Genomic DNA, 23,692 nt, shown 5'->3' with positions numbered 1-23,692 from the left:
GATGCCTTATTCTGTCATGAACTGTAATTGTTCCGTAATGATATTGTTTTCCGTCTGCACTTTGTCGAAAGACAATTCGGCGTACCGTTGTACCACTGCCGGGTCGGTAATGCGTTGGCCGTCGACCCATACATAGCTGCCGGCTTCGGATGAGGATCCTTTTCCGGGTTGTAAGACGAGCAGCAGGGCGATGAGGGCGCATGCCGCCGCGGCAACCGTAACGATTGTTTTCAGCCGGAAAGTCCGCCGAACGGGGAGCGCCTCTTCGCGTTGAATCTCCTTCAATACCTTTAATGCCGTGGATTCATCTTCGAGAAAACGGAAAATCGCGGCCGTTTCATGCCATTCTTCCGGAAGATTTTCCTGAGCGAAAAAACGGCGGAGCGTTTTTTCTTCTTCCGTAGTCGTACCCCCTTGGAAGTAACGGTCGAGTAAGCGGTGGATGTCGGTGGTCATAGTTCTGTTTTTTTATGTCGATAATACAGCAGGTAAAGTTCGCGTAACTGTTTGCGTGCCCGGGAGAGGTTATTGCGTACGGCTTCCACGGCGATGCCCGTCATTCCGGCAATTTCCGCTGTTTCGTATTCTTCCAGATCCTTCAGCCGCAGGATGCGTTGTTGCAAGGGCGGCAGCAGGCCGATAATATGCCGCAGGGCATCCGCATCGTCTTTTTGTTCCAGAAGAATGTCGGGCGATTGGCTTTCGCTTTCTCTTTCCAGCAAAGCCGTTTCGTTCGATGACGGGCGGCGAGTACGCACTTTATCGATGCTCAGATTCTTTACCATTGTAGTGCTGTAAGCTTCTAAATTTTCATATCGATACTCTCCGAACTCAATGCGGCGATGCCATATTTTCAGGCATACCTCCTGCACCACGTCCTCGGCATCCTCCTTGTTTCCGGTGATGCGCCGGGCAATGGCGAGCATCGAAGGCCGCAGCGCGACCACTACTCGTTTGTATTCGGTAATATCCATACTCATTTAATCCGACGATGAAGACAAGGAAAACGTATCATCGGAGAGAGAAAAAATAATGCGCTGATGAGTTGATGACCGGCGACCGGCGACTGGTGACCGACGACTGGAGACTGGCGACCGGAGACCGGCGATCTGGCTCATGCCTTTCCGGTAGGCGTAAAGGCGTCGTGAAAGAAAATCAGCGTGCGGCTATCTTTCCGCGCCAGGTCGAGAAAGCGTTTCTTTTCATCATAAGCCAATGCGGCATGATTGTCGAAAGCCGACAACCAACTCAACGACCGGTTCAGCGAGGTCGGCACGACATCGCCCGGAAAAGCCAGTTTCTCCGTTTCCGTTTCGAAAAAGACCGCGATTTGTCCGGGAGTGTGGCCGTCATAAAGTTTTAGATCAAAAGAAGGAAAAAGTTCCGTATCCTCTTCGACGAAATGTAATTGTCCCGATTCGTACACCGGCTCGATATTATCGGCGAAGAAAGCGCCCGCTTCGAAAGGGGAAGGGTTCCGGTAATTGTCCCATTGTTTGCGGCTCACCCAATAGGTGGCGTTCGGAAAAGCGGGCACCGTTTCGTACGCTTCGTCGAAGACCGTTCCGCCGCCGCAATGGTCGAAATGCAAATGAGTGAAAATGACATCCGTCACTTCGTGCGGCGCATATCCGATGCGGCGTATTTCCTCGCGGATGTCTTTCATCTTGTGCAACCCGTAATATTTTAGTTTGGGAAAATGCTTATCCCCCGCGCCGGAGTCCACTAATATTTTCCTGTTTTCCGTTTCAATGAAAAGGCAACGCATCGACAGCACGCACATGTTCTTTTCGTCGCACGGATATTTCGCCGACCAGTATCTTTTGGGCACGGGACCGAACATCACGCCGCCGTCGGCAAGAAAATATCCGGTCTCTAGAATGTGATAGTTGAGCATAAATTCGTATTTTTGCACAAATTTACAAATTTACCGTTTATATCCTGCAAATCGATGCGGATTTCCTGCCGGTATTCGGGCAAGGATACATTTTACGAGAGCAATAGGAGAAAAATGTTTATAGCACGTCAGAAAAAGCAAGAGAATATTGCCGAATATCTTTTATATATGTGGCAACTGGAGGATATATTACGCTCTTGCCGTTTAGATATCCATCTGGTAGAGCAGGCGTTGATCGCTCCTGCGGGCTATTCGGAGGAACAGAAAAAAGAAGTGCGGGAATGGTATGAAGGACTCCTGATGATGATGAAGTCCGAAGGGATTCAACAGCAGGGGCATTTGCAGATTAACAAGAATCTGCTGCTCGACCTGACGGATTTGCACCGGTCTTTATTAAAAGATGCCCGCGAATCGCAGTATATCGAAGCCTTTTATAAGGCGTTGCCGGCTATCGTAGAGTTCCGTTCCAAATCAGGCCATCAGGATGTCAGCGAGTTGGAAGCCTGCTTTACGGCGTTGTATGGCTATCTGTTATTGAAATTACAAAAGAAAGAGATTTCGAAAGAAACGGAAACCGCGACAAAACAAATTTCTCACCTGCTCGCTTTGTTATCGCAGAAATATAAAACACGGGATCTCGAGCCGGAATGATAAACAAATTTTTTAACGGATATTGGTATGGCTATTTTTACAGGAACGGTTAAAATATTAGGGGGAACCGAAACGGTTACACAAAAGAAGGAGTTTTACTACGGGTTGATACAGAAAAATGTACTGGTCACCGGGGCAAACGGCCAATTGGGAAGCGAGTTGAAGGCGTTAACCAAACGGATGAATGTGCCCTTCCGTTTCATTTTTTCCGATATCGATACGCTGGATATTCTGAATGAAGGGCAAGTGATCGATTTCGTGCTGCAACATGGCGTGGAATATGTGATTAATTGTGCGGCGTATACGGCGGTGGAAAAAGCCGAAACCGACCCGGATAAAGCGTATGAAATAAATTGTACGGGTGTGGAGAATCTGGCAAAGGCGGCTAAACGCCATCCTCTCCGCATCATTCATATTTCTACCGATTATGTCTTCGACGGCCTGGCCGCGATGCCTTACAAGGAAACGGATCATCCGCAACCTTTGTCGGTATATGGCAGAACCAAGTTGGCCGGGGAGAATATCTTGAAGCAAACGACTCCCGATTGGATCACATTACGTACCTCTTGGCTTTATTCGGAATACGGCTCGAACTTTGTGAAAACGATGCTCCGGTTGATGAACGAACGTGACGAGTTACAGGTCGTCGATGATCAGCGGGGAACCCCCACTTATGCCGGCGATTTGGCGGAGATGATCGTGCATGTCTTGCAGTTCTCCGAAGAGAAGGAATGGAAGCCGGGGTTATATCATTTCTCCAATAGCGGAGAAACCACGTGGTATGGCTTTGCCGCGAAAATAAAAGAATTATCCGGCAACACTTCTTGCGTGATCCATCCCGTTACCACCGCCGAATATAAAACCGAGGCCTCTCGTCCCGCTTACAGCGTGTTGGATAAGTCGAAGATAAAATCGGCTTTTCAGGTTGTTATTCCGCAATGGGAAGATTCTTTGGCGAGGTGCTTGAAAAATTTGGCAAATCAGCCTGAATAAATCTGTTTTAGGAGATGACAAGAGTAATAAAACAGAATAAGGCCGTATACTATATTCGGGGTTTCTTATCGCCGTTTTTCAGGTCGGATGCCGAAACGTTGATCCGCCGCCTCGAAAAGAAAATGACGGCGGAGGACAAAAAGGAGATCGATTCGAGGCTGAATTATTACAATAAACTCACCGGCAAAGAGCCTTTCGAATTTTCAGGCAACAGGATAAACGATTTGAGGCATCCCGTAAGTCCCAAAGCCTATTATTTCGATACGTATCAATATGCGAAGCATTTTCACCACGACCTGTTCATCAATTATGAATTTGGTGACGTAACGTATATTCCCGCAATGCCGAGTATTGTCAAGAGCAGGCCGGTTGAGGGCGATAACCGGAACAGTGTATTGCTGAAATTGGACAAAGCGCGGCATTTTGCTTTTGTCGAGGGCGATAAACCGTTACATGAAAAGAAAGACCGGTTGATCGGACGGGGAGCTATTTCCCAAGAGCATCGCATTCGGTTTTTCGAACGCTATTATTCCCATCCGATGTGCGATTTGGGTAAAATAAACGATAACGGCCAACACAAAGAATGGCTTAAACCGAAGATCCCGATTAAGGATCATCTGAATTATAAATTTATTCTGAGCCTTCAGGGCTACGATGTCGCGACCAACCTGAAATGGGTGATGTCTTCCAATTCGCTGGCAGTATTGCCGAAGCCGACCATCGAAACGTGGTTTATGGAAGGGACATTAAAGGGGGAGAGCATTATGTGGAAATAGCCGATGATTATTCCGATCTCGAAGAGGTGTTGGAATATTATATTTCTCATCCCAAAGAAGCGAAGGAAATAACTGAAAATGCACATCGTTTTGTAGCGCAATTCCGTCATAAGGAGAAAGAAGATTTATTATCGTTATTCGTTCTCCGGAAATACTTCGCTTCGCAAACGTAATACAAGATTATTTATTCAATAAAGAAATCAGAAACAGCTTATCCTGTTTTTTATATATGACATTAAAAGAAGAAATACAACGCAGGCGAACGTTCGCCATTATCAGCCATCCCGATGCGGGAAAAACGACCCTGACGGAAAAATTATTGCTCTTTGGAGGCGCTATTCACGTCGCGGGAGCCGTTAAATCGAATAAAATAAAGAAAACGGCGACCTCTGACTGGATGGAGATTGAAAAGCAACGCGGAATATCGGTTGCAACCTCCGTTATGGGGTTCGATTACGAAGAGTATAAAATAAACATTCTTGATACGCCGGGTCACCAGGATTTTGCGGAGGATACGTATCGTACGCTCACGGCGGTCGATAGTGTGATTATTGTCGTCGACATTGCAAAGGGTGTGGAAACGCAGACGCGCAAACTGATGGAGGTGTGCCGCATGCGGAAAACACCGGTGATGATCTTCGTGAATAAGTTAGACCGTGAGGGAAAAGATCCGTTCGATATATTGGATGAACTGGAAAGCGAATTACAGATTGCCGTACGTCCGCTGTCGTTTCCTATCGATATGGGGGAGCGTTTTAAGGGCGTGTATAACTTATATCGTAACGGTCTCGACTTGTATCAGCCGGGAAGGCAAACGGTCACGAAGTCGGTATCGGTCGATATTCAGTCGCCGGAGCTGGAAGAACATATCGGAGAGAGTTTATCCGCAAAATTGCGTGGTGATGTCGAATTGATTACCGAAGTCTATCCTCCGTTCGACAGGCAGGAATACCTTGATGCCAGACTGGCGCCTGTTTTCTTCGGTTCGGCATTGAATAATTTCGGCGTGAAGGAATTGCTCGATTGTTTTGTGGAAATTGCTCCTTCGCCCCGTCCCGTACAGGCGGAAGAGCGCGTCATTGACCCGTATGAACAGCCTTTTTCGGGATTTGTGTTTAAGATTCACGCCAATATGGATCCGAATCATCGGTCGTGTATTGCCTTTGTGAAGATTTGTTCGGGGAAGTTCGAACGGAATGTGAATTATAAACATATCCGGATGAACCGCATGATGAAGTTCTCTTCTCCGACGGCTTTTATGGCGCAGAAAAAAGAAGTGCTGGACGAAGCTTTTGCCGGTGATATTGTGGGTTTGCCCGATAATGGAAACTTCAAGATCGGCGACACGCTTACATCGGGCGAAGAAATTCATTTCAAAGGCTTACCGAGCTTTTCACCCGAAATGTTCAAGTATATCGAGAATGCCGATCCGATGAAGGCCAAACAATTGCAAAAAGGTGTCGGACAATTGATGGACGAAGGGGTTGCGCAGTTATTTACCAATCAGTTCAGCGGACGGAAAATTATCGGGACCGTCGGCCAATTGCAATTCGAAGTCATCCAATACCGTCTCTTGCATGAGTATGGAGCCCAATGCCGTTGGGAGCCGATACATCTTTATAAAGCCTGTTGGATTGAGAGCGATGATGCCGCCCAACTGGCCGATTTCAAGAAACGAAAGTATCAGTATATGGCTTATGACAAGCAGGGGAGGGATGTTTTTCTTGCCGAATCGAATTATATATTGATGATGGCGCAGCAAGATTTTAAAAATATTCGTTTCCATTTCAGTTCCGAATATTGAGAGCCTCTTTCCGGCTTTCCCAAAGGAGGAAGGATGGCGGGGCTATGGGATGCAAGGTTCCACCCTGACATCCTGTCTTGTGCAGGATAACAGTTGCCGTTGTCAGATCGACTCCTGACACTGTCAGGCTGAGTTCGGTCGATGTTAGCCCGAGTTCAGTCGATGTCAGGCTGAGTTTGTTCGTTGCAAGATCGACTTCGGAAACGGTAAGAAGGACTTTCCTCGCTGTCGGAACGACTTTGGACGGGCGCAGAACGACCTTATTCGATGTACACGTGACATCTTGACAGTTCGAAGCGACTTTGCCCGCTGTACGCCCGACTTTGTCCGCCGTACGTCCGACTTTGGTCACCGTACGTAACGCCTTACCCATTGCATGAAAGACATTGGGCGATGCACACGCAACATTGGGCGGCGCACGCGCAACATCGGGCGCCGAATGAATGGCTTTGGGCGCCGTATGAGGGAGTTTATCCACGCTACCCCCTCGTCCTTTTTAGGAAGGGGACGGGTAACAGGCAGCAAAGGCCTCCGGAAGACCTGCTCCGGCGGTATATTTTTCCTAATAATTCTTAACGATTGGCGCCGTTAGAACATAATTTGTTTTTTTGTTGTTCTATTTATTGTACACTGATGTACAGATAAACATTAAAGAAAGGAACTATTATGAGTGAACTAAAATGGCAAGGTAAATGGAATCAGGTAAAAGGTAAGTTTAAACAACAATGGGCCGACTTGACCGATGACGACCTTCTGTTTGTCGAAGGAAAAGAAGACGAATTATTAGGCCGCCTTCAGGAAAAAACCGGAAAGAGCAAGGAAGACCTGAAGAAATGGATTGATGAACAAGTTCAGGAAATTGATTGACATTTGCCTGTAGACCCGTTACAACGAAGAATCCCGGAAATTACGGTTCCCGGGATTTTTTATTCGGTGATCCCCATCGATTTCATCAGGAAACTGGCATTCATGTTTTTGGCGATGCCATCCTGAATTTTATACGTGAAAGAGAGCGTATTATTCGATATGTTCGCGTCGAAATGGGCGTTTTTGACCGCATCCGGAAACGTATCCTCCAACGCCCCCAATGCCAGGTCGTGAGTGGCGATAATGCCGTTTCCCCCTAATTGTACAAGGCGTTTCATAAGCGCGATAGAACCCTTTTGCTTGTCTTCCGAATTGGTGCCTTTCAATATCTCGTCAAGAATAATAAACAAGCCCTTCTCTCCCGATTCGAGTGCATTGATAATCATTTTCAATCGTTTTAATTCGGCAAAGAAGTACGATTCGTTGTTGACAAGCGAGTCGGCCGTCCGCAGATTGGTGAGCAGCCTGCCCGGATAAAAACGGAACCGGCTGGCACAAACAGGGGCGCCTATCGATGCGAATAAATGATTCACGCCAATCGTTCGTAAATAGGTACTTTTTCCGGCCATATTGGCGCCGGTAATAATCATAAAGTAAGGTTTCCTGACAATAATAAGGTCATTTTTCACACACTTGTCGGCAGGTATGAGAGGATGTCCGATATCGGTTCCTTCCAGACAAAAATCCCCTTCGTTTATTGTTGGGAATGTATAGTCCGGATGATTCAATGTGAAAGTAGCCAGAGATATAAGGGCATCCGTTTCGGCCAATACGTCAAACCACTCAAGGGCATGTGCGGCATTCTCTTTCATCCATCTTTCTATTTTTAGGGAATAACGGATATTCCAAAGAAACAACGGATTGACAATAAGAAGTACCGGAAAAGCAAAAGACTGGTCAAGGTTGCTCACATAGCGCGTTAACCGATTGATACAAGCCGAACTCTTTTTATTGTTTGTGATTCTGTCTTGTAAGCCTTTTAATATTTTACTTTTAAAAGGGGCGGTTTCTATCAAATTCAGCAGCTCTGCATGATTTTGTAAGAGCTTTGCTTTCTTATCGAATTGAAGCCAAATCTTCTTCACTTTATTCAATGGAATGGAAGACAGGGCTAAGGTGAAAATGTAGAGAAGCAGAAAAAGCGAGCCCGGTACTATGTTCAAAAGCCAGAGTGTAAGATAAACAACATATAGCGCCGGAACGAGTACGGTCAAGCTCCCCCATAAAACAGGCTTTAAAGTGGGCGGTTTTACCGGAAACGTATTCTCCACTTCTTGCATGGATGAAAACGATTTATCGGATAAGCCGCCGACAATACGGAACTGCAAACAAAACGCTTCGTTTTCGGCCAGTTCCTTTACCGCCTTCTGCCTTTCCTCAATATCATTTTTGTGAAGCAGCGGTCGTTTCAGAAAGCCGGCCAGTTTCTCTTTGCCTATGGGCAAGCACGTTCTGTTTATCAGTTGAAAAATGGATTGTTCTCCGAAGATGTCCAAGTCAAAACTAAAATCGTGTGCCGGATCGATTTCTTCAGGTGCTCCGTCAAACGAAGAAAAGTCATAGGCAAAAGCTTTTCCTTCGTCTTCCGATAACTTCTGTGTTATCTCAGCCCGTTTTTTTTGAGTTGTTAATTTACCATGACGCTGCAAAAGAAAGAGGAAGAGCAGAACCGTCAAGGCAATTGCCGGAACGAGAATGAGCGTATGATGATAAAAAATATACACACACGCCACTCCCGCCAGAAAGATAACCAAACGCAGCACGCTGTTAATCGATAACTGACGGCTCAGGCTATTGTATGTCTGCCGCGCGTTTGTCGCAAGTTGCCGGTAATATTCAATTCGTTCCGAGACGTTCATCAATTTCTTATCAATCTCCCCTCAATCTCCCTCAATCTTGTATCAATCTTTTTTAGAAGGATCGTTCGCCAGATAGAGAGTGACCTGCCGGAACGGAATCGTGATGCCTTTTTCATTCAGTTTAGTGTAAATAAGCTCATTGAGATTGAAGTTCACATCCCAGTAATCTTCGTTTTTCGTGAAAAAGCGCATCGCATAGTTGACCGAACTCTCACTCAGGTTTTTCAGAATAACAATCGGCGCCGGATCTTTTAAAATTTTCGGATGGTTATTGATAATTTCCAAGAGGATTTGTTTTACTTCCTCGACATTCGTATTGTAGTCGACCCCAATAATATATTCTAGTCTCCTGTTGGGTTCGGAAGAGTAATTAATGATGTTTCCGGTTGATAAAGGGCCGTTCGGAATGAATACCCGCATGCTCTCGAAGGTAATTAATTGCGTATAAAGAATGCCTATATTCTGCACAGTACCCTCCAGGTTTTGAGCTTTGATGTAATCACCTATCCGGAACGGTTTATTGAAAAGAAGCATGACTCCGCCAGCGAAATTAGCCAGATTGTCTTTTACGGCAAGGCCGATGGCCAATCCGGCCGCACCGATAAGGGCTGCGATGGAAATGGTCTTTGTTCCTATTAAATTGATGATAAATATAATTAAAACCGTATAAAGAAAAACGTCCAGTAAGTTTTTAAGAAATCCTTGCAAGGCCGGATCGAAATTCCTGCGGAACATGATGTTATTCGATAGTTTTTTCAATTTTTTAATCAACCATCTTCCGACCACAAAAAGAACGATGGCGAGCAGTAGCTTTCCTCCGAAATCAATACTCCAATGGATAAATTTATCCAGAAGATCTTCGAAACGCCCATGCTTGATTAATCCGGAAACGGTATCCTCACCCTGTGAAACAAATAAAGAGTCTGTTTGAAGTACATCGGTTATTTGCAAAAGCATAGTTTTTGTTTTTTTATAATGTCGAGGCGCAAATATACGTAAAAAACCGTTACTTTTGGAGAATTATTGATAGAGAATATATCGCATATGAAATTCTGGAGTCTTTTTTTTATCGTGTCGGGTTGCTTATTTTCCTCTCTGCAAGCGCAGTCTTACGATGAATGGGTGTTGCGTTCTGCTAAATTTCTGGAAGCTTCGCAACTCGATAGTGCCGAGTATGCTTTGAAATCGGCTATGAAGACTGATCCCGATAATAAGAACAATGCTTCTTTATTGGTCAGTCAGGGACTTATTCAGCGGCAACTGTCTCGTTTTGGCGATGCTTATATTTCGTTTACGGCCGCCCTTGCAAGCTATCCCGATAAAAAGGCGGTGTTGCATAACAGGGCGTTGCTTTTGTGCGATATGAACCGGTGGGATGAAGCCATGGACGATTATAATGCAATCCTTTCCGCTTATCCGGATGATATATCGGCTTATTACCGGCGGGGATTACTCTATTTGGAACTGAAAGACCGGCAAAAAGCAGAGGCGGATTTCCGTAAAGTACAACAGATTGATTCCGGGCATGCCTACTCGCAGTTAAGCAAGGCGTTGATATATAAGTTGGACGATAATTGGCAAGCTGCCGAACAAACATATACGGAACTTATCTGTTCCTCTTCCGCTCCTAATTCCGGTTACTATTTAAACCGGGCTGAATGTTATGTAAATATGAACCAGCTATCCAAAGCATCGGCTGATCTGCGTGCTGCCGGGGCGGAAGAAAAAGAGAACCCTTATTTTTACATTCTTCAAGGGCAAGTCAGATTAGGACAATATGATAAACTGACGGCGAAAGAAGATTTTTTGCGAGCTAAAAAGTTGGGCTATGATCCTGTTATAGCCGATGAATGGCTTAAGAAGTGCGAGTGATAAAGTAAAAAGTGTTCATGACAAAAAAGTGTTCCATCATTGTTACGGCCATCTCGTTATCCGTCTTTCTGGCTATCGGGATCCTTCCTCATCATTATCATGAGGGAGTAGCCTGTCTCATGAAGGAGCATTGTGAACATGCCTGCGATGTATCCGCCGGAGACTCTCATCCGTCCGGAGGGAAGGAACATACCCACGAAAGTCCGTCGTTTATCACCACGGCTCATCATCCGGCGGTTAAACCGCATTACAATCATAAAAATAAGTTTTCCTATAACTACCTTACTCATTCCTATATCCATCTGCTCCCTTCTTTATACCTGTTGGTCGACACGCAGATCACCCTGCCTCAGTTGTTGTTTTCCAAATGGGAATACGGGGAAGCCTTGTTCCTCTACCAATCGGTAGATGTGACTCGCTCAAACGCATTACGTGCCCCTCCTTATCTTTTTTCTTAACGTCCGCCGGCTATCCGGAAAAACAACGGTTCTATAATTCATATTGACGGCCGGCGTCCATCATCCTTATTTATTTTATTCTAAAAAAAGAGAATCCGAAAGAATGGAAATTCCGTCCGGACATCTCTTTGTACGTAATGCATTTTAAGATGAAAACCTATATTCTCAGTTTATTTGTTGTTCTCGCTTTCCTCCTGTGTGGATGTACCCTTTCGGAACAGAAAAAAGATCATGATGCCACGGCCGGAACCCACGGGCATGTAGAAAGCGAAGAACATGACCACGATCACGGAAAAGGACATGACCATGCCGATGAAATTGCTTTTTCGCAAGAACAGGCGAGTTTAGCTCATTTGCAAACCGAAACGGTTGCGGCCGGGCCTTTTCAACAAGTCATCAAAACAAGCGGCCGCATACAACCCGCGCAGGGCGATGAGGCGACCGTTGTCGCTACGGCAAACGGCATTGCTTCGTTTACCGGTGCCTCGGTGTCGGAAGGAAGCTCCGTCAGGGCGGGACAAACCCTCGTTTCCATCTCGGCAAAAAACTTACCCGACGGCGATCCGGCGGTGATCGCCCAAGTAGGGTACGAAACGGCGGAGAAAGAGTTTCGCCGGGCTCAAACGCTGTTGAAAGATCAGATTATCTCCGAAAAAGACTTCGAACAGATACGGTTGAGGTACGAGACGGCCAGGAACGCGTTCGACGCGCAAGCCTCCCGTGTGTCGGCGGCGGGCATTGCCGTGACTTCTCCCATCAGCGGGTACATGAAAAGCCGCATGGTCGGGCAGGGGGAATACGTGTCGGTGGGACAACCGCTCGCTATCGTGTCTCAAAACAAAAGGCTCCAGTTGAAGGCGGAAATACCGGAGAAGTATTTTTCGGAATTGAAGGAGATACGCAGCGCGAACTTCAAACCGGCATACGGCCGGACGGTCTATAAATTATCCGATTTGAACGGACGGCTACTGTCGTTCGGGAAAGCCTCGGCTGACGACACTCCTTATATCCCGGTTATTTTCGAGTTTAACAATGCGGGTGATATCGTGCCCGGCGCTTTCGCCGAAATATTCCTGCTTTCTCGGTCGATGGAAGAGGTGATTTCCGTGCCCGTGACGGCGCTTTCCGAAGAGCAGGGATTGTATTTTGTCTATTTGCAACAGCACGATGATGCCTACAAAAAACAGGAAGTCGCTTTGGGCCTGAACAACGGCGAAAGAGTGCAGGTCGTAGCCGGACTGAAGCCGGGCGACAAGGTGGTTACGCACGGAGTGTATCAGGTGAAGCTGGCCGCCACGTCGTCGATTATTCCCGAAGGCCATAGCCATAATCATTAACCTTTGGAAAAGAATACGATGCTGAATAAAATCATACAGTTTTCCTTGAACAACCGTTTGGTTGTCCTTGTGTTATCGGTTTTGTTGATGTTGGCGGGCGTGTATACCGCTACGAATATGGAGGTCGATGTGTTTCCCGACCTGAATGCGCCGACGGTGGTGGTTATGACGGAGGCCACAGGGATGGCTCCCGAAGAAGTGGAACGGTTAGTCACCTTTCCGGTGGAGACGGCTTTGAACGGAGCGACCGATGTCCGCCGCGTGCGGTCGTCGTCGACAACCGGTTTCTCGATCGTGTGGGTCGAATTCGATTGGGGAACCGATATCTACCGCGCCCGGCAGGTCGTTTCGGAGAAGTTAGCCGTCGTAAAGGACGCCTTGCCGTCGAATGTGGGGAATCCGACGTTGGGGCCGCAATCTTCCATTTTGGGCGAACTCATGATCATCGGGCTTACTGCCGACACCACTTCCTTGCAGGATTTGCGTACCCTTGCCGACTGGACCATCCGCCCGCGTTTGCTTTCCACGGGAGGAGTGGCGCAAGTCGCCGTGATGGGCGGCGAGATTAAAGAGTATCAGATCTTATTGAATCCGGAAAAGATGCGGCATTACGATATCGCCCTCGACGAAGTGATCGCTGCGGTAAAGGATATGAACCGGAATGCGTCGGGAGGCGTGCTCTATGAGTACGGGAACGAATATATTATCCGTGGGGCGCTATCCACCACGCACGTGTCGGAACTGGCCAAATCGGTGGTGAAAACGGTCAACGGTGTTCCCATTCTGCTCGAGCATATTGCCGATGTGAAAACCGGCAATAAGTCTCCCAAGCTCGGTACCGCTTCGAGCAACGGCAAGGCGGCCGTATTGCTCACCGTTACCAAGCAGCCCGCAACCGGCACGTTGGCGTTGACCGACAAGCTGGATCGGTCGCTCGCCGAATTGCAGGAGTCGTTGCCTCCCGATGTGAAAGTGTCGACCGACATTTTCCGGCAAGCCCGCTTTATCGACAGTTCCATTCATAATGTGCAGAAAGCTCTGTTGGAAGGAGCCATTTTTGTGGTCATCGTTTTGGTGATATTTTTGATGAATGCCCGTACGACTGTTATTTCTTTGATAACGATTCCGTTGTCGTTGGTTTTCTCCATCCTCGCCTTAAAATTGATGGGATTGACCATTAATACCATGAGCCTCGGGGGGATGGCTATTTCCATCGGTTCCTTGGTCGATGACGCCATTGTCGATGTCGAAAACGTGTTCAAGCGATTGCGTCAAAACCGGCAGAAGCCCAAGGCGGAGCAGAAGAACGTGCTGTCGGTCGTTTTCGAGGCTTCGAAAGAAGTGCGCATGCCCATTTTGAACTCTACGCTCATCATCATCGCCACGTTCGTGCCGTTGTTTTTCCTATCGGGGATGGAAGGGCGCATGCTTGTTCCGCTGGGTATCGCCTTTATCGTCGCCATGCTTTCGTCGACGTTGGTGGCCTTGACGCTTACCCCCGTGCTGTGCAGCTATTTGTTGGGCAAGCCCCGAAAAGAAGGGAAGGAAGAGAAAGAACCGTTTGTGGCTCGGACATTGAAGGCCGTCTATGAAAAGGCTTTGAAATGGACGTTGATTCATCAGAAGGGAATCCTCGGAATAACCGCCGCGGCATTGGTTGTTACGGTCATCTTGTTCTTTACGCTGGGAAGGAGTTTCCTGCCGCCTTTCAACGAAGGCTCGTTTACGATCAATGTCAGTACGCTGCCGGGCATTTCTATCGAAGAATCCGATAAAATAGGGCGCATGGCCGAGGAGCTGTTGCTGTCCGTGCCGGAGATAGAGACCGTCGGGCGCAAAACCGGACGCGCCGAACTCGATGAACATGCGTTGGGGGTAAACGTGTCGGAAATAGAAGCGCCCTTTACGCTCGGCAAACGTTCGAAGGACGAAGTGACGGCCGAGATACGGCAGAAATTAAAAGCCTTGCCGGGGGCCAATATCGAAATCGGGCAACCTATTTCGCACCGCATCGACGCCATGTTGTCCGGAACGCGCGCCAATATCGCCATCAAACTGTTCGGTACCGATTTAAACAAGATGTTCCTGTTGGGAAATGAGATTAAAGAGGCCGTACAGGAGGTCGAAGGCATTGCCGACCTGAACGTGGAACAGCAAGTGGAGCGCCCTCAACTGAAGATCGAGCCGAAACGCGAACTGATGGCGCAGTATGGCATAACGCTTCCCGAATTTGCCGAAATCATCGATGTGATGCTCGCCGGCGAAGTCGTATCGCAAGTGTATGAGGAAAACCGCTCTTTCGACCTGACACTGAAAGTCAACGACGACAGCCGCGAAACCGCCGAAAGGATAAAGAACCTGCCGGTCGATGCCAACGGACGGAAGATACCGTTGGAATATATCGCCGACATCACTTCTTCCTCCGGCCCGAATACCATTAACCGCGAAAACGCTACCCGGAAGATCGTGGTATCGGCCAATATAGCCGGGCGCGACCTACGGGGCGTGGTAAACGATATTCAGGAGAAAGTAAAAAGTGAAATCACCTTGCCCGAAGGATATCATATAGAGTATGGCGGTCAGTTCGAGAGCGAGCAGGCCGCGTCGCGCACCTTGCTGGTCGCTTCGGTTTTCTCCCTGTTGGTCGTCTTCATGCTCCTTTTCAATCAATTCCGTAATGTCACGCAATCGGTTGTGGTGCTTATCAATCTTCCCCTGGCGTTGATAGGGGGCGTTTTCACGATATTCTTTACCGACGGGCTGCTGAGCATCCCGGCTATCATCGGCTTTATTTCCCTTTTCGGTATCGCTACGCGTAACGGGATCTTGCTGATATCGCGTTACGACGATCTGCACCGTGAAGGGCTGTCGTTGGTCGACAGTGTGATTCAGGGTTCGCTGGACCGGTTGAATCCCATCCTGATGACCGCGCTGTGTTCGGCGTTGGCGCTGGTGCCGTTGGCGGTGGCGGGCGACCTGCCGGGCAACGAAATACAAAGCCCGATGGCAAAGGTTATCCTGGGGGGATTGCTGACATCGACCTTCCTGAATGCCTTTATCATCCCCATCATGTATCTCCTTACCGGTGATAAGGTTATGAAAAAGAGACAAGCCGACGATTCGTTAAAAATTAAATGATGACAAATGAAAACAATACTCAAAACAAGTATCATAATGTGGTTGCTTCTCGCGGGAGGGGCCGCTTTAGCCCAATCGTCCATCGATTCGGTGCTGCATTCCGTTGAAAAGAATAATGGTACGCTGAAAGCCCTGCGGCAGAACCTGCAGGCGGAGATACTGGATAACAAGACCGGCATCTATCTTCCGAATCCCGAGGTGGAATTTAATTATCTGTGGGGAACGCCCGGGCAAATCGGCAACCGTACTGACTTCAGCGTTTCGCAGTCTTTCGATATCCCGACGGTCACAGGTATGAGGAGCAGGGCCGCCAATGCGAAGAACAAACGGTCCGAATGGCAATACAAAGCAGACCGGATGACTGTTTTGCTCGAAGCCAAGCAATATTGTATCGATCTTATTTACTTCAATGCGTTGAAAAAAGAACTGTCACAGCGCATGGAACATGCCGGGACGATTGCCGCCGCTTATGAGAAGCGGTTGAAAAACGGCGATATCAGCCGGCTGGAATATAATAAATCGCAATTGAACCTGTCCGCGTTGCAAGGCGAAATAATGCGCTTGGATATAGAACGTGCCGCTATCCTGTCGCAACTGCGGAGGCTGAACGGAGGCATCGAAGTGGCGCTGAATGAGGATGAATTTGCCGAAGCCGCACTACCGCTTCTTTTTGAAGATTGGTACCGGCAGGCCGCGGAAAAAAATCCGGTCTTGGGTTACGTGCGGCAAGAGGTGGAAGTCCATAAACAGCAAGTCTCGCTCAACAAGGCCCTTCGGCTGCCCACGTTTTCGGCGGGTTATATGAGCGAAAAAGTGGTGGGAGAGCATTTCCGGGGAGTGACATTCGGTATTTCCATTCCTTTATGGGAAAACAAAAACCGCATTAAACAGTCCAAGGCGGCCGTTCAGGCGGCGGAACTGCGCGAAGCCGACAGCAGGCAACAGTTTTACAGCCGTCTGAAAGGGCAATATGAACGGGCATTGGCATTACAGGCAGCCGTACAAACCTATCGCGAGGCGTTGGACAAAACCGATAATGCCGCATTGCTCAAAAAGGCGTTGGATGCGGGCGAGATCTCCCTGTTAGACTATATGGTCGAGATCGGGCTGTATTACGATATGCTCAATCAACTGCTCGAAGCCAAACGAGACTATCACAAAGCCTTGGCCGACCTCGCGTCCGTTGAACTGTAGAAAGAGGGGGAAACTGATAAGATGGATTACAAAAATTACTAATTACAAATTACTAATTACAAATTACCAATTACAAATTGATAAATTTCACCGGATCGTCGACACTTTTGTTTCAGCACATCGTTGACATTTAGATGAATTCGTTAGTTTTAAACATTCTAAGGAACTGGAATTTGTCAACGATGTGATGATATGTAATAACTAATTAGTAATTAGTAATTGGTAATTTGTAATTAGTAATTTGTAATTATTAATTTGTAATTATTAATTTACAGGTTGCCGTAAGGAATGTTTTTCGCCTCGCAGATTTCGATCAGTTTCGTCTTTATGTTCCTCAAATCGATGTATTTGAGGTTCTCGAGATCGATTTTGAAGTTCTTGCTGTCGGACGTTGTCATTGTCAAATAGCTTAAGCCGATGCCTAAGTACGTTACTTTTTCCCATTCTATGGCGCCGTCGATGCGTTGCTTGGGCAAATGAAGGCGGAAAGAATCATTATCGATAACAATCAGTGGCTTCGATTGCCAAAGAGTGACCGAAAGGATCATAATCGCGGCGATAACGATACCCGCGATGCCGGCGAAGAAAAAAAACGAGTAATCTTTGGCGATTACTTGAAAAATGCTGACTCCGGCCGAAATGCAGAGCAGATACACGCCGCAAAGAAGACTGGCAGCCTTCAATTTTTTTGAAATGGAATAACGGATCTCTAATTCATTCATATTATTAATTTTTTATGAAGTATTCAAATCGAGCGACAGTAAAAAAAACTTTCTTTCCGTGATAAATACAGGATATTTTTCCGTAAGCTAAGAAATAAATACCGAATAGTAAGGATATCACAAAAAAATTGCGTTAATTTGTATGTCGTTTTTAGGAACAATAGTTAAACGATTTAATCGGCCATGTTGTTCTCCCGAAAATGATATTTTCAATGTAATGCTCAACATTTCGTGTTGAGAGTAAAAAAGAAGGAATAAGAGAATGAATACCAACGACAATCTTGAAAACGAGAAACTGCCTGTAGATAATAGTAATGTAGAAGATAAAGATATACGTTCTACAACTCCGGCTGAAAACCAATCTCAAGAACAACTTCATTCCGAATCGACCCCCGAAGCGGATAATACGGATACGCACACAACGGATGATTCTTCGGAAGTAGAAGTGCCGGCACAACCCGTTGTCCGTGAAGATGAGGATACGGTAACCGGTCAGGGCGAAGGACCGGAAGCTCCGGAGAATGCGGTGATCGATTATGATCTCGAGCTGCATGAGCAGATAGAAGAAGACGAGGAGGATGCCGTAGAAGGCGCCGCCGCCCCCACAACGGATCTTTCCACGCTGACAGTCGAAGAAATCGTACAGAAATTGCGCGATTTATTGGCTTCCGATGCGCCCGAACGACGCGAAGTGGATGAGTATAAAACGCAGTTCTTCCAGCGCTTGCGTCTGGAAACCGAACGGCAAAAAGCGGCTTTTTTGGCTGACGGAGGCGACGAAATCGATTTCATCACCAATGAGACTCCTATTTACAGCGAAGGAAAAGAGCTCATCTCGGAAATAAAAGAAAAACGGGCCCGTCTGTTTGCCGAACAAGAGGCCGAAAAAGAACACAATGTTGAGAAAAAACAGCTCATCATAGAAAAAATAAAGGCCCTCACCGAAAATCAAACCGGCGAGGATTTCAATAAAGTATATCAGGAATTCAAAGATCTTCAGCAACAATGGAATGAGATTAAGTTGCTGCCGCATGCCAAGGTAAACGAGCTTTGGAAAAGCTATCAATATTATGTGGAAAAGTTTTATGACCTGGTGCGCATCAACAACGAGTTCCGGGAGTATGACTTCAAGAAGAATTATGAGCTGAAGAGCGAGTTGTGCGAGGCGGCGGAACGCTTGGAAGAGGAACCCGATGTGATTTCGGCTTTCCATCAACTGCAAAAGTTTCATCAGGAGTGGCGCGAAATAGGTCCCGTGGCCATGAAAGACCGCGAGATTATCTGGGATCGCTTTAAGGAGGCTTCGACCGTCATCAATAAAAAATACCAACAGTATTTCGAAGACTTAAAGGCCAACGAAAACGAGAACCTGGAGAAGAAGACGGCGCTCTGCGAAAAGCTGGAGGCAATCGATTACGATAAAATAAAGACCTTTAAGGACTGGAAGAATAAGATTAAAGAGGTGCTCGACCTTCAGGAGGAATGGCGTAAAATAGGGCAGGCCCCCCGGAAACAAAATGCCAAGATATTCCGTCGTTACCGCGCGGCGTGTGATTTCTTTTTCCGCAACAAAAACGAGTTCTTCCGTTCGATGCACGACGAAATGGAGGAGAATCTGCAAAAGAAAGTGGCGTTGTGCGAACGCGCCGAGGCGTTGAAAGACAGTACCGATTGGCAAAACACGACGCAGCAGATGATCGACATTCAGAAAGAATGGAAAACCATCGGGATCGTGCCGCCCAAGCAATCGAAAATTACTTGGGAGCGTTTCAGAGCCGCTTGCGATTATTTCTTCGAACAAAAGAAAAAGCAATATTCTTCGCGTCACGACGAAGAGGCGAAGAATCTCGAGGAAAAACGCCGTATTGTAAAAGAAATTCAGTCCGTCGATCCTGCTATGGGTAAAGACGAGGGGGTGAAGGTCGTACGTAAGTTGATGGACGAATGGTATCAAATCGGATTTGTGCCGTTTAAATTGAAAGATAAGGTGTACGACGAGCTCAATGCCGCCGTGGATGCTCAGTTTGCCCGTTTGGGAGTCGAAAAAGTAGACCGTGAACTGGAAACCTTCAGACTGAATGTTTCGGATATGGCTAAAGCGCCTCATCCGCAAAAGCAGTTATTCCGCGAACGGGACCGCCTGATGCGTCAATACGAGCGTAAGAAGGCCGAATTGCAGACGTACGAAAATAACATCGGCTTCTTGTCGGTTTCGTCGAAAAAAGGCAATAACCTGATCGACAATATGCATCAAAAAGTGGATGCGATTAAGTCGGACATCGACCTGCTGATTAAAAAAATAGAGGAAATCGATAAGGAAATATAAAACCAACCCGATGTATAAATAATAGAGGGACGTCCTACAAGGCGCCCCTCTATTTTTTGTTCTTACTTTTCTAATTGCTCTACCGTTTCCACCAGGCGTATAAACTCCCGGCGATAGCCCTGCCGGTCTTCATCCAATCCCTTGCGGGCTAAGTCGATGACTTTGCCGTAGGTAGCATCCCCTTTAAAGTCGGAATCCTTGAGTAACTGGCCGAACATGGCGACCGCCATCGCGAAGTGGAAATCTTTTGACGGATTTTTGTTCAGTTGATTTGCCGGGAGGGCGATTTCCAGTTTTTTACTCCGGTTAGCATCGGGGCTCTTATAGCGTAGTTTTACGGTCAGTAGTTCCTTCGAGCCGGTCAGCGAAAGCGCCGCGCTCGAATTCTTTTGCTTCTGGTATTTTAACGGGTCCACACTGCCTGCGGACGATTCCACGCCTGCCGGGACGATTTCGTATAGCGCCGTTACGGTATGTCCGGCACCCAACTCGCCCGCATCTTTCGCGTCATCGTTAAAATCCTCCTCGTTCAACAGGCGGCTCTCATAACCGACCAACCGGTAAGCCTTTACGAAGGCGGGATTAAACTCCACCTGCAACTTCACATCCTTTGCCACCGCATACATCGTGCTTCCGAACTCGTTGACCAATGTTTTGTTCGCCTCTTGAAGATTATCGATATAAGCGTGATTGCCGTTTCCTTTCTCGGCCAAGGTTTGCAATTTATTATCCTTGTAGTTCCCCATTCCGTAACCGAGAACCGTCAGGAACACCCCCGATTTGCGCTTCGACTCGATCAACGACTCGAGTTCCGAAGTACTCGACACCCCAACGTTAAAGTCACCGTCGGTACACAAGATCACGCGGTTGTTTCCCCCCTTTATGAAATTCTTTCCGGCAATCTTATAAGCCAGTTGAATGCCTGCACCTCCGGCTGTGGAACCCCCTGCCTGAAGATTTTCCAAAGCATCGAGAATCTTCTGCTTGTCGGCGCCGCTCGTAGCGGGCAAAACCTCACCCGCAGCGCCCGCATACGTCACGATCGCCACGCGGTCTTCCGGGCGCAGGTTGTTTACCAGCAGTTTCATCGACGATTTCACCAGCGGCAGCTTATCCTGGCTGTACATCGAGCCCGATACATCGATGAGAAACACCAAATTACTTGGCGGTAACGTTGCCGAGGGAATCTCTTTGGCCTTTACGCCGATTCGTACCAACCGGTGCTGCTTGTTCCACGGGCAAACCGTCGCTTCGGTGAGAATGTTCACCGGATGCTCGCCCCCTGGCTGGGGATAATCATAGGTGAAGTAGTTAATCATTTCTTCGATTCTCACCGCATCTTTCCCGGGCATTTCACCCTGGTTAATCATCCGCCGGATGTTGCCGTACGAAGCTGCATCCACATCGAGGGAGAAGGTCGATAACGGGTGCTTGCTTGCAGAGAGAAACCGGTTTTCCTTGTAGGCTTCATATTCTTCGGTATTAGGGCGTATGATGTAAGGAGGCTGAAACGTCATGATGTTCCTATCCTGTATATAAGCCATATTCCCGACTAATGATTGTCTTTTCTGTTTTCCAAATGCCACAACCGTTACTTCTTCCAATGACCTCTTATCTTCTTCCAAATATATATCCAGCCGGGTGCCGGTCACTCTCACTTCTTTGGTCAGGAATCCCACAAAAGAGAAGATCAGAGTCTTTCCTTTCTGCACACGTATGCGGTATTGTCCGTGTATGTCGGTAATCGTTCCGGTGTGAGTCCCTTTAATCAGGACCGTCGTTCCGATGAGCGGCCGTCGATCCGATGCATCGTATACCGTTCCGTGCACCTCTATTTCCTGTGCCGAAACCATGAATGTACTTACCGTTAAAAAAAGCGCGAAGCCGATTCTTAGAATTTTTGTTTTCATTTTTGTTCGTTTTTAGAATAAATAATTTCCTGAATAGTCTATTTAATAGAGATAATTGCCGGCAAAATTCCATAAACGAACGAATATTTATGTAATTTTGTAGTCACGTCGTTTGTTTATAAGAAAGATCGTGAACAATAAAAACAACATACAACAGCTATCGAACGAAGAACTGCTCGATCTTTATAAGAAGGAAGCGAAACCGGTCTATTTCGGCGAACTGTATCGAAGATACATTCCCTTGGTATACGGGCTTTGCCTGAAATATCTGGGCGAAGAGCCCGATGCACAGGATGCCGTTATGGATGTGTATGAAGAGGTACAGCAGAAAATGCACCGGTATGATGTCCGCAACTTCCATACGTGGCTTTACAGTGTGGCGAAAAATCATTGTTTGCAGCGGTTACGGAAAGACAAACAGGCGCTTTTCGTAAATATCGATCACGCGGATATGGAAAACGAGGATGTTTTTACTCTACTAGATAAAGCGAACACTTCGGAAGAAGAAACGGCGCTGGCCTATTGTTTGGACGAGTTGACTGTCGAGCAGCGCAGAAGTGTGGAGTTCTTTTATTACGAGAACAAATCATACGCCGATATCGTTTCCCTCACGGGATATACGCTGGCAAAAGTCAAGAGTTACATCCAGAATGGAAAGCGAAATTTGAAGAATTGTATCTTGGGGAGATTGAAAAAAGATTGATGAGAGATTGAGAAAGATTGATGTAGATTGAAGGAAGGTTGATGTAGGACATGAAGTTAAAAGATTACATAGAAAACCGGCATGGGAGAGAGGCGAATCGTCTTGAACGGGAGGCGATGAACGATCCCTTCCTGCAAGATGCCATCGACGGATTCGATGCAATGCCGGGAGAACATGTCTCCCATATCGAAAAGTTGGAGAAACGTCTTGCTCCCCAGCGCAAAGGGTGGGATAGGCGCATCTGGATAGGTGTGGCGGCAGCGCTGTTGCTGCTTGTCGGAATACCGCTCTTGCTGAGGCAGCCGGAAGTAAAAAAAGAGGTGAATCCGACCATCTCCCAAAGACAACTTCCCGTTGAAAAAGACATTGCTATCCCTTCAATCCCCAAAGATACCGTACTGCTTGCCGATAAGGTGGAGCCTGAACCGCAAGAAGAGGAGCAAAAAACGGTATTGCCTGTAATCACCGCCGAACCGGCTGAAATGGTAGCTGCGGGACGGATTCTCGATGAGACGGGCGAGCCTGTCATCGGCGCATCCGTCATCCTAAAAGGCGGAAATGAAGGAACTGTTACCGATACCGGAGGACGTTTCCGTTTGGCGGTTCCGAAAGGCGCGAAAGATACCCTGTTGGCTTCCTTTGTCGGGATGAAAAGCCGCGAAATCCCCTTGAAGGAAAATGTGGGGGATATCCGCATGAAAGCCGATGACTTGGCGTTGAACGAGACGACGGTCGTCGGATATGGGACACAAAAGAAAAAATCGATGACGGGCGCCGCTGTCAATTTTACGGAAAACGAGGACTTCGGCGAACCCGAGTTTATCGCCTATTTCAAAAAGAATTACGATACAACCCTCTGTGCCGATGAGCCGATATCCATACAAATCGAGTTTCATGTAAATGATAACGGCCGGGTATCCAATATCCGCATCAAGAAAACAACGTGCCCCGCTCTCGATACCGAAGTAAAACGCCTTCTGTTGGGTTCACCCCGCTGGAGCCGTACCAATCGAAAAGTGCTGTTGAATATCGACTTATAGAAAAGACGGGGCGACAAGGAGACAATGAGACGGGGCGACAAAGAGATTAGGAGGCAGGGAGACAAAGAGGCGGAGAGAAAAGATATTGGGCTTTTTCCAAGCGCTTCCTTCAATCTCCATCAATCTACCTCAATCTTCCATCAAT

22 protein-coding genes are annotated in these 23,692 nt (G+C 47.3%); 14 read left to right on the top strand and 8 right to left on the bottom strand.

Going from position 1 to position 23,692, the window contains the following annotated elements; genetic code table 11:
- Window positions 1–6: 6 nt before the first annotated feature.
- The 3 genes from ABNK31_RS10360 to ABNK31_RS10350 all read right to left on the bottom strand — a co-directional run bounded on the left by ABNK31_RS10360 (window position 7) and on the right by ABNK31_RS10350 (window position 1,915).
- The gene (locus ABNK31_RS10360) at window positions 7–456 is read right to left on the bottom strand and encodes a hypothetical protein (RefSeq protein ID WP_321579703.1); all 450 of its coding nucleotides are present in this window, start codon (window positions 454–456) and stop codon (window positions 7–9) included.
- Complete coding sequence (locus ABNK31_RS10355) at window positions 453–974, bottom strand: RNA polymerase sigma factor (RefSeq protein WP_418892453.1); 522 nt, start codon at window positions 972–974, stop codon at window positions 453–455. The genes ABNK31_RS10360 and ABNK31_RS10355 overlap by 4 nt, the downstream gene beginning before the upstream one ends.
- A gap of 140 nt (window positions 975–1,114) precedes the next feature.
- Complete coding sequence (locus ABNK31_RS10350; RefSeq protein WP_418892452.1) at window positions 1,115–1,915, bottom strand: MBL fold metallo-hydrolase; 801 nt, start codon at window positions 1,913–1,915, stop codon at window positions 1,115–1,117.
- A 96-nt stretch (window positions 1,916–2,011) separates the two neighbouring features.
- Here ABNK31_RS10350 and ABNK31_RS10345 point away from each other — a divergent pair, with 96 nt between their 5' ends.
- From ABNK31_RS10345 to ABNK31_RS10325, 5 genes are read left to right on the top strand one after another with little or no spacing between them, the layout of a single operon-like run.
- Window positions 2,012–2,548, top strand: coding sequence for a DUF4924 family protein (locus ABNK31_RS10345; RefSeq protein ID WP_418892451.1), 537 nt, complete (start codon window positions 2,012–2,014; stop codon window positions 2,546–2,548).
- Between the two features lie 27 nt (window positions 2,549–2,575).
- Complete coding sequence (gene rfbD / locus ABNK31_RS10340; protein WP_418892450.1) at window positions 2,576–3,541, top strand: dTDP-4-dehydrorhamnose reductase; 966 nt, start codon at window positions 2,576–2,578, stop codon at window positions 3,539–3,541.
- Window positions 3,542–3,555: 14 nt separating this feature from the next.
- On the top strand, window positions 3,556–4,317 hold the full coding sequence (locus ABNK31_RS10335) for a lipopolysaccharide biosynthesis protein (protein WP_418892449.1): 762 nt from the start codon (window positions 3,556–3,558) through the stop codon (window positions 4,315–4,317).
- Window positions 4,308–4,490 carry a hypothetical protein gene (locus ABNK31_RS10330; protein ID WP_418892448.1) on the top strand — a complete coding sequence of 61 codons (183 nt, stop codon included), beginning with the start codon at window positions 4,308–4,310 and terminating at the stop codon, window positions 4,488–4,490. The genes ABNK31_RS10335 and ABNK31_RS10330 overlap by 10 nt, the downstream gene beginning before the upstream one ends.
- 56 nt (window positions 4,491–4,546) lie before the next feature.
- On the top strand, window positions 4,547–6,121 hold the full coding sequence (locus tag ABNK31_RS10325; RefSeq protein ID WP_418892447.1) for a peptide chain release factor 3: 1,575 nt from the start codon (window positions 4,547–4,549) through the stop codon (window positions 6,119–6,121).
- Here the strand turns inward: ABNK31_RS10325 and ABNK31_RS10320 are convergent.
- Window positions 6,105–6,599, bottom strand: a complete 495-nt coding sequence (locus ABNK31_RS10320) for a hypothetical protein (RefSeq protein WP_418892446.1) — start codon at window positions 6,597–6,599, stop codon at window positions 6,105–6,107. The genes ABNK31_RS10325 and ABNK31_RS10320 overlap by 17 nt on opposite strands.
- Before the next feature lie 188 nt (window positions 6,600–6,787).
- Between ABNK31_RS10320 and ABNK31_RS10315 the strand changes: the two genes are divergently transcribed.
- The gene (locus ABNK31_RS10315; RefSeq protein WP_418892445.1) at window positions 6,788–6,988 is read left to right on the top strand and encodes a CsbD family protein; all 201 of its coding nucleotides are present in this window, start codon (window positions 6,788–6,790) and stop codon (window positions 6,986–6,988) included.
- Window positions 6,989–7,047: 59 nt separating this feature from the next.
- On the opposite strand, the gene ABNK31_RS10310 is transcribed toward ABNK31_RS10315, so the two are convergent.
- Both ABNK31_RS10310 and ABNK31_RS10305 read right to left on the bottom strand, forming a co-directional pair.
- Entirely contained in the window at window positions 7,048–8,847 is a 1,800-nt protein-coding gene (locus ABNK31_RS10310; protein WP_418892444.1) for a MutS-related protein, read from the bottom strand.
- Window positions 8,848–8,889: 42 nt separating this feature from the next.
- Complete coding sequence (locus ABNK31_RS10305; protein ID WP_418892443.1) at window positions 8,890–9,804, bottom strand: mechanosensitive ion channel family protein; 915 nt, start codon at window positions 9,802–9,804, stop codon at window positions 8,890–8,892.
- Between the two features lie 87 nt (window positions 9,805–9,891).
- On the opposite strand from ABNK31_RS10305, the gene ABNK31_RS10300 reads away from it, so the two are divergent.
- From ABNK31_RS10300 to ABNK31_RS10280, 5 genes are all read left to right on the top strand, one after another.
- The gene (locus ABNK31_RS10300; protein WP_321579709.1) at window positions 9,892–10,719 is read left to right on the top strand and encodes a tetratricopeptide repeat protein; all 828 of its coding nucleotides are present in this window, start codon (window positions 9,892–9,894) and stop codon (window positions 10,717–10,719) included.
- Between the two features lie 17 nt (window positions 10,720–10,736).
- On the top strand, window positions 10,737–11,177 hold the full coding sequence (locus tag ABNK31_RS10295) for a hypothetical protein (protein ID WP_418892442.1): 441 nt from the start codon (window positions 10,737–10,739) through the stop codon (window positions 11,175–11,177).
- A gap of 149 nt (window positions 11,178–11,326) precedes the next feature.
- Window positions 11,327–12,514, top strand: coding sequence for an efflux RND transporter periplasmic adaptor subunit (locus ABNK31_RS10290; RefSeq protein WP_418892441.1), 1,188 nt, complete (start codon window positions 11,327–11,329; stop codon window positions 12,512–12,514).
- A gap of 18 nt (window positions 12,515–12,532) precedes the next feature.
- Window positions 12,533–15,652 (top strand): efflux RND transporter permease subunit, encoded by a 3,120-nt coding sequence (locus ABNK31_RS10285; RefSeq protein ID WP_418892440.1) that lies wholly within the window; start codon window positions 12,533–12,535, stop codon window positions 15,650–15,652.
- A 6-nt stretch (window positions 15,653–15,658) separates the two neighbouring features.
- The gene (locus ABNK31_RS10280; protein WP_418892439.1) at window positions 15,659–16,846 is read left to right on the top strand and encodes a TolC family protein; all 1,188 of its coding nucleotides are present in this window, start codon (window positions 15,659–15,661) and stop codon (window positions 16,844–16,846) included.
- A gap of 269 nt (window positions 16,847–17,115) precedes the next feature.
- On the opposite strand, the gene ABNK31_RS10275 is transcribed toward ABNK31_RS10280, so the two are convergent.
- Entirely contained in the window at window positions 17,116–17,568 is a 453-nt protein-coding gene (locus ABNK31_RS10275; protein WP_418892438.1) for a hypothetical protein, read from the bottom strand.
- A 262-nt stretch (window positions 17,569–17,830) separates the two neighbouring features.
- On the opposite strand from ABNK31_RS10275, the gene ABNK31_RS10270 reads away from it, so the two are divergent.
- Window positions 17,831–19,894, top strand: a complete 2,064-nt coding sequence (locus ABNK31_RS10270) for a DUF349 domain-containing protein (RefSeq protein WP_418892437.1) — start codon at window positions 17,831–17,833, stop codon at window positions 19,892–19,894.
- Window positions 19,895–19,956: 62 nt separating this feature from the next.
- Here ABNK31_RS10270 and ABNK31_RS10265 read toward each other — a convergent pair whose 3' ends face one another.
- Complete coding sequence (locus ABNK31_RS10265) at window positions 19,957–21,804, bottom strand: YfbK domain-containing protein (RefSeq protein WP_418892436.1); 1,848 nt, start codon at window positions 21,802–21,804, stop codon at window positions 19,957–19,959.
- Window positions 21,805–21,934: 130 nt separating this feature from the next.
- Here ABNK31_RS10265 and ABNK31_RS10260 point away from each other — a divergent pair, with 130 nt between their 5' ends.
- Together ABNK31_RS10260 and ABNK31_RS10255 are read left to right on the top strand one after the other, a co-directional pair.
- Window positions 21,935–22,507 carry an RNA polymerase sigma factor gene (locus ABNK31_RS10260; protein ID WP_418892435.1) on the top strand — a complete coding sequence of 191 codons (573 nt, stop codon included), beginning with the start codon at window positions 21,935–21,937 and terminating at the stop codon, window positions 22,505–22,507.
- A gap of 50 nt (window positions 22,508–22,557) precedes the next feature.
- The gene (locus ABNK31_RS10255) at window positions 22,558–23,547 is read left to right on the top strand and encodes a carboxypeptidase-like regulatory domain-containing protein (protein WP_418892434.1); all 990 of its coding nucleotides are present in this window, start codon (window positions 22,558–22,560) and stop codon (window positions 23,545–23,547) included.
- The last annotated feature ends 145 nt before the right edge of the window (window positions 23,548–23,692 follow it).

Origin of the sequence: Limibacterium fermenti (assembly GCF_041902845.1) — a bacterium.
In the GTDB taxonomy this organism is placed as follows: domain Bacteria; phylum Bacteroidota; class Bacteroidia; order Bacteroidales; family Dysgonomonadaceae; genus Limibacterium; species Limibacterium fermenti.
This window is presented reverse-complemented; position numbering and strand designations above follow the sequence as displayed.